Origin of the sequence: Rahnella perminowiae (genome assembly GCF_019049695.1) — a bacterium.
Taxonomy (GTDB): Bacteria; Pseudomonadota; Gammaproteobacteria; order Enterobacterales; family Enterobacteriaceae; genus Rahnella; species Rahnella perminowiae.
The window spans coordinates 1-4,758 of record NZ_JAFMOT010000126.1; the positions used below are offsets into that span (position 1 = coordinate 1).

7 protein-coding genes are annotated in these 4,758 nt (G+C 36.3%); 3 read left to right on the forward strand and 4 right to left on the reverse strand.

Going from position 1 to position 4,758, the window contains the following annotated elements; all coding sequences use genetic code 11:
* Positions 1-103 precede the first annotated feature (103 nt).
* The 4 genes from J1781_RS00785 to J1781_RS00800 are packed head-to-tail and all read right to left on the reverse strand — an operon-like array spanning position 104 to position 2,832.
* Positions 104-373, reverse strand: coding sequence for a hypothetical protein (locus J1781_RS00785; protein ID WP_217233062.1), 270 nt, complete (start codon positions 371-373; stop codon positions 104-106).
* Between the two features lie 13 nt (positions 374-386).
* Positions 387-926 carry a hypothetical protein gene (locus tag J1781_RS00790; RefSeq protein ID WP_217233063.1) on the reverse strand — a complete coding sequence of 180 codons (540 nt, stop codon included), beginning with the start codon at positions 924-926 and terminating at the stop codon, positions 387-389.
* 45 nt (positions 927-971) lie between these two features.
* Positions 972-1,526 carry an SLATT domain-containing protein gene (locus J1781_RS00795; RefSeq protein WP_217233064.1) on the reverse strand — a complete coding sequence of 185 codons (555 nt, stop codon included), beginning with the start codon at positions 1,524-1,526 and terminating at the stop codon, positions 972-974.
* Positions 1,519-2,832 carry a nucleotide-binding domain-containing protein gene (locus tag J1781_RS00800; RefSeq protein ID WP_217233065.1) on the reverse strand — a complete coding sequence of 438 codons (1,314 nt, stop codon included), beginning with the start codon at positions 2,830-2,832 and terminating at the stop codon, positions 1,519-1,521. Before J1781_RS00800 ends, J1781_RS00795 begins: the two co-directional genes overlap by 8 nt.
* 267 nt (positions 2,833-3,099) lie before the next feature.
* On the opposite strand from J1781_RS00800, the gene J1781_RS00805 reads away from it, so the two are divergent.
* From J1781_RS00805 to J1781_RS00815, 3 genes are all read left to right on the forward strand, one after another.
* On the forward strand, positions 3,100-3,954 hold the full coding sequence (locus J1781_RS00805) for a DUF6387 family protein (RefSeq protein WP_217233066.1): 855 nt from the start codon (positions 3,100-3,102) through the stop codon (positions 3,952-3,954).
* Positions 3,955-4,078: 124 nt separating this feature from the next.
* Entirely contained in the window at positions 4,079-4,285 is a 207-nt protein-coding gene (locus J1781_RS00810) for a helix-turn-helix transcriptional regulator (RefSeq protein ID WP_217233067.1), read from the forward strand.
* A 27-nt stretch (positions 4,286-4,312) separates the two neighbouring features.
* Positions 4,313-4,627 carry a hypothetical protein gene (locus tag J1781_RS00815; RefSeq protein WP_217233068.1) on the forward strand — a complete coding sequence of 105 codons (315 nt, stop codon included), beginning with the start codon at positions 4,313-4,315 and terminating at the stop codon, positions 4,625-4,627.
* The last annotated feature ends 131 nt before the right edge of the window (positions 4,628-4,758 follow it).

Here is a 4,758-nt window from a genome sequence, read left to right on the forward strand (position 1 = left end):
GAAGTATATAATGATTTTATCAATCCCAGTATGTGTAAATTTAAAAATAGATTGCTAAAGGAGTATAGATACTCCCCTAAGAATCATTCCACGTCTAATAATACTATCTTATTTTTATATTTTTACTGTTTCTAAATGACTTTTTAAGTTCCTTCTTCATATTATCAACTAATTGGTTAGCATAATCAGTAGCAATATCTAATCCTTTAGCTCTAGCTATTATCAATAAAGACGTTACATCATTTTCTCTACCACATTTAGAGCAGACGACAAAAGTTCCCTCTGGAGGGGAATATCCTTCGTAAGGCACTGCAAATTCTTCCGAATGACAGAAAGTGCAATGTAACTTGATGGTCTTGTTTAGATCTTCCATCGTATTTATCCTATTAAAAAAGGCCTGGAATAGAGCCTGCAACTCCACCTATTATTGAGGTAACTAGAGGGTGTTCAAGGAGTGATGCAAGCCGACTTTTGGCCTCGGATTTATCTTCATCAGATGCTGAAGAGTCCTCGATATTTTTAACAAGTTGATTAAACACATTATGAATGTTTTGCGTGTTTCCATTTCCAACTTGTGCAGGACCATTAACATTTAAAGTAGCGATTTGCATACTTGCCCCTAATTCATATGAACGATTTTTTCCATGCTTAACAGATATAGCTCTACTTTGACCTTCCTCTGTCAAGTGTATGCGGGAATAATCATTACTAACGTTTTCAATGAGAGAACGAGAATTACAAATTTTGATGACACTGAAAAGATGTTCCTCGCTCCAGTTAAAAATTTCGTCAATAGCCTTCCTGTCCTCCTGCCCATCTGCAAATCCAAACGTGACTGTCTTGATCGTTGCTCCTAAACTCTCCATATCATCATTCATAAGGGTCAACAGTGAGTCTATGTCATTCTGAATTTTTTCTGCTTCCATATACAAACCTCTTTTTAATTTATTTTAAAATTACGTCATAAAAAGTTATTTACGCTTTAGTTCTTTGGGGAGGAATGCATCTATTTCATTATCTGAAAAAGTCATATCTTCTAATTCTTGTAAAGCTTTCTGTGCAGCCGTATAAGCCTTGTAATTAGTCCCTGGTGCTCCGGCATAAACAGCATGTAATTCTTTAACAAGATTATCTCTTCTCTCACGAATTGTCTCTAATGACACATCACCAACACGAATGTCAGTTAACAAAGAAAGATATTCTTCGCGGATAATCCAAAGGTCCGAACCTGCTTGACGATGTTTTTGAGCAAGCTCACCAAAGTCATAGTTCTTTGTATATGTATTTATAATCAACAATGTCGTGGATAAGATAACGCTTATAAGAGATCCAATATGTCCATTATCAAAAAAAGTAGAAACAATCCCACCAGTTACTAAAGCTGAAATTACTATTTGAGATAGTTTTATTTTGTCGTGTTTACTCATGAGGATATCGGCACATTTCTCATGAGTCTTGTGAGAGTAAACAACTCGGCCATAACACTCACGTAATTGACCTTCAAGTATATTTCTTTCATCATTCATCACGATTTCCTTCAATGACTATAGGAACATGGATTCTATCCTTAGCTACTACTACACCATCTTTAACACAATAGCATTCAACAATATGGTCCCCCCGAAAATTGGTTGACTCTATCTTCTGTCTCAGACCAGAGTCTTTAACTATTTGCCCTCTGATGTTATTTTTTCTTTTAGCTACCTCACCTCTATTTAAAACTTTCCAAAAAACTTCAAATGGTTCAGCAACCGAAACCTCTTTTACTACAAACCGGAGCTCTTTATTATTACGCAAAACTAACTTTTTAGAGAGCATATCACGCAGGAAGAACTCTCTGAATCCATTTTGTTTTACTTCGCAATCAATTTTGATATATTCATTAATATCAATTGGATATCTGTCTTCAATAAACTCTTCAGTGTTTTTCGTTGCGTTAAATGTATTGGCTGAAAGTGCTTCTGTGGAAACCACTTGAGCTTTGGGAAAAGGTCTACCATAAACCTTCTTCCATTTATCGTTTACATTAATATTTCCTTCAGCATCGATTGCTTCTAAACATAACCTATATGCCTTCTTAGCCTTTTTTTGGAATTTTTTCTTAACCTTAACTCGTTGTCGGCTCCCTGGAGCAGAATATTCAGTTTGTTCAACAAGCTCTGAAAGATACTTAAAGAAATCCCTACTCAAATAATCATAATAAAGATAGCTGGTTGTATCATATTCAGAAGTTGAATTTAAGAAGTTGTATGACAGAGTGTCAACTAAAAGTCCCCCCATCGCAACCCCATGTTTATTTCTCCATGCACGTACCATTTTACATAAGCGGCGAAGGTTAGAGTTTTTATCAAGATCCAAACTACTAATAGCTTCCATTTCAAGCCTTGGTTTTGTTATCTTCCAGCTTCCACCGTTGTTAGTATCGGGATATAAATAACTGCCATCATCCTGTTGAAAAACTGGTTGAACTTCAACATGAAAATTTGAATACGTTGCTGTTACAACGAGTCTATCCACACGAACTTTTGTTGCAGGATATCTTTTAGATATTGCTGACTTCACATCCTGCAATAATTTTAATTGCTGGTTATCTTTGTAATCATTCCATTTAGATTTTGGCATAATATAAAGCATATCGAGATCAGAAATACCATTAACGCCAGTTCTTCTACCAAATGACCCAACTTGGAGTGAGTTGGCTGTTTTAGATTCTGTATCTCGAAATTGTTTATTCAAAGCGACAGTAAGTTCTCCATAGCGGTAACTTATTGATTCAACGTTATTAATAGCCAAATTAGAGACTAAGCCGTAAAACATGTCTGCTACGCCCATTGCATTCTTCCTTATGCATTGAATTATTGAGTAATTATTTCAAAAAATACTTGCTAACCTTAACTGTATGTATAGACAGTCATTCTACCATAACAATAATCACAAAAATGAAATTTAAATACTTTAATTATCAACGTGTTATGTTTTATTCCTTGTAGAGGTTTACAGAATTTTTCATTATCATTTATACCTAAAATCAGTGAGCAATATCACCAATATACACTCCCAGAATGAAGGAAAAATTTACTTTTTAATCAAGAGGAGCTTATGAAAAATTGGTCCCCAGAGCATACAAAAGAAATCAAAGCTTGGCTCGACATAGATAACTACCGTAAGTTCGAAGAAATCACCCTAAACGGCCTGTATCATGAACTTTGGGCTAGATCGCATTTGTTTAAGCCATGGCCCACGGAGGAAGAGAAAAAAGGGTTGTGGAACTACATGACGAAAATTTTCAGTGGAAACCCCCATCTTTTCAATAACACACAACTCGACTACCCAACGACCCACGATAGCCTTTACAACCCTCCCCACATTTTTATAACTGATATCAGCAGGCTTGCTCAACTGAGCGTATCTGCTCTCAATGTGAATCTTTTCACTTGGGAAAGAGGAAACGATATATACAGTGTTAACGCTCCCCATCACGAAGCTTATGTATCAGCGCTAATGTCCCCTTTATGTGAGAAAACTGTTCTGCTCGAAATCGATCTGGGTAGTGGAACAGACGATGAAATTACAGAGTCCATAAAAGCAGCACTGCCTCAATGGAGAAGGATTAAAGCGGTTGAGGTTGATGAGGCTGGTGCGGTTCGTTTTGGCTATGGAACTATCAAAAAAATCATAAACTACCGTTTGCCAGCGATGTTGGACATATTGCTATGGGCGAAAAGGAAGGATGTTCGAGTGTCAGATGATCGCCTTTCTCGTCTTTTATACACGGACGAAGACGATGAGGTTTCAATCCGGCTTCACTATCACATCAAAGATGCAGATCGACCACTTGCTATGAAAGCTGCAACAATGGACTTCGCCAAGCAGTTCAATTTTTTCATGAATCGAAATCCACACCTAAAAAACATGAGAGTTTCAGATGTGATGAAACTCTCTGATTCCAACTAATCGTAACTCCACGACACCTAGATCTACAGGGCTACTCATTGCCCTGTAGTTCGGAAGCTCGCTCCTTTCTTATTCCGGCAGCTCGTATAGTCATTTCATCGAAACGAACAAGAGGAAAAATGAAATGAACAACCAAAGCACTCGTCTAATACGTCTTCCTGAAGTCCTCTTGAGAACTGGCTACGGAAAAGCCTGGATCTATCGGCTCATCAGCGAAGGGCGTTTCCCAACTCAAATTAAAATCGGCTCACGGTCTGTAGCTTTTATTGAAAGTGAAATTGATGATTGGATTCAAACCGCAATTGATAAAACAAGAAAAAATGCTGCTTAACTCATACCACCTCTAAGGATATCGAAAATGAGAATTGAACAATTTATAAGTGAAGAATGCAAAATGGCCAATATTGAATTAGAAATTTACTCAGGGATCTTTGACTTAAAGATAATGAATAGTCTGTCAGATAATGACCTTCACAGGAAAATAGGGTATTGGTTAAGTCAATATTTTGAAGGGGATGTTAGAGGTGCCTTTGAAGAAATAAGCAAAATTAATATATTTGAGCAATCAATTGTCTATGAAACATTTTTCCTTTTGATTAAGTCTCGCCGGGAATTGAAACTATTAGCAATTAGAATTATGAAGTATCAGTTAGAATTGAGAAGTGAAGGGTAAAATGTAAAGTTTGCATGATTAAAAACACATAATACTTCACTTAAAAGTTTACATAATTAATGAACGACTTATTCTGTTTGGGTTTGCGGTCTGTTTTTAAGTATTAGGTAAACATAATATATACTAGATTC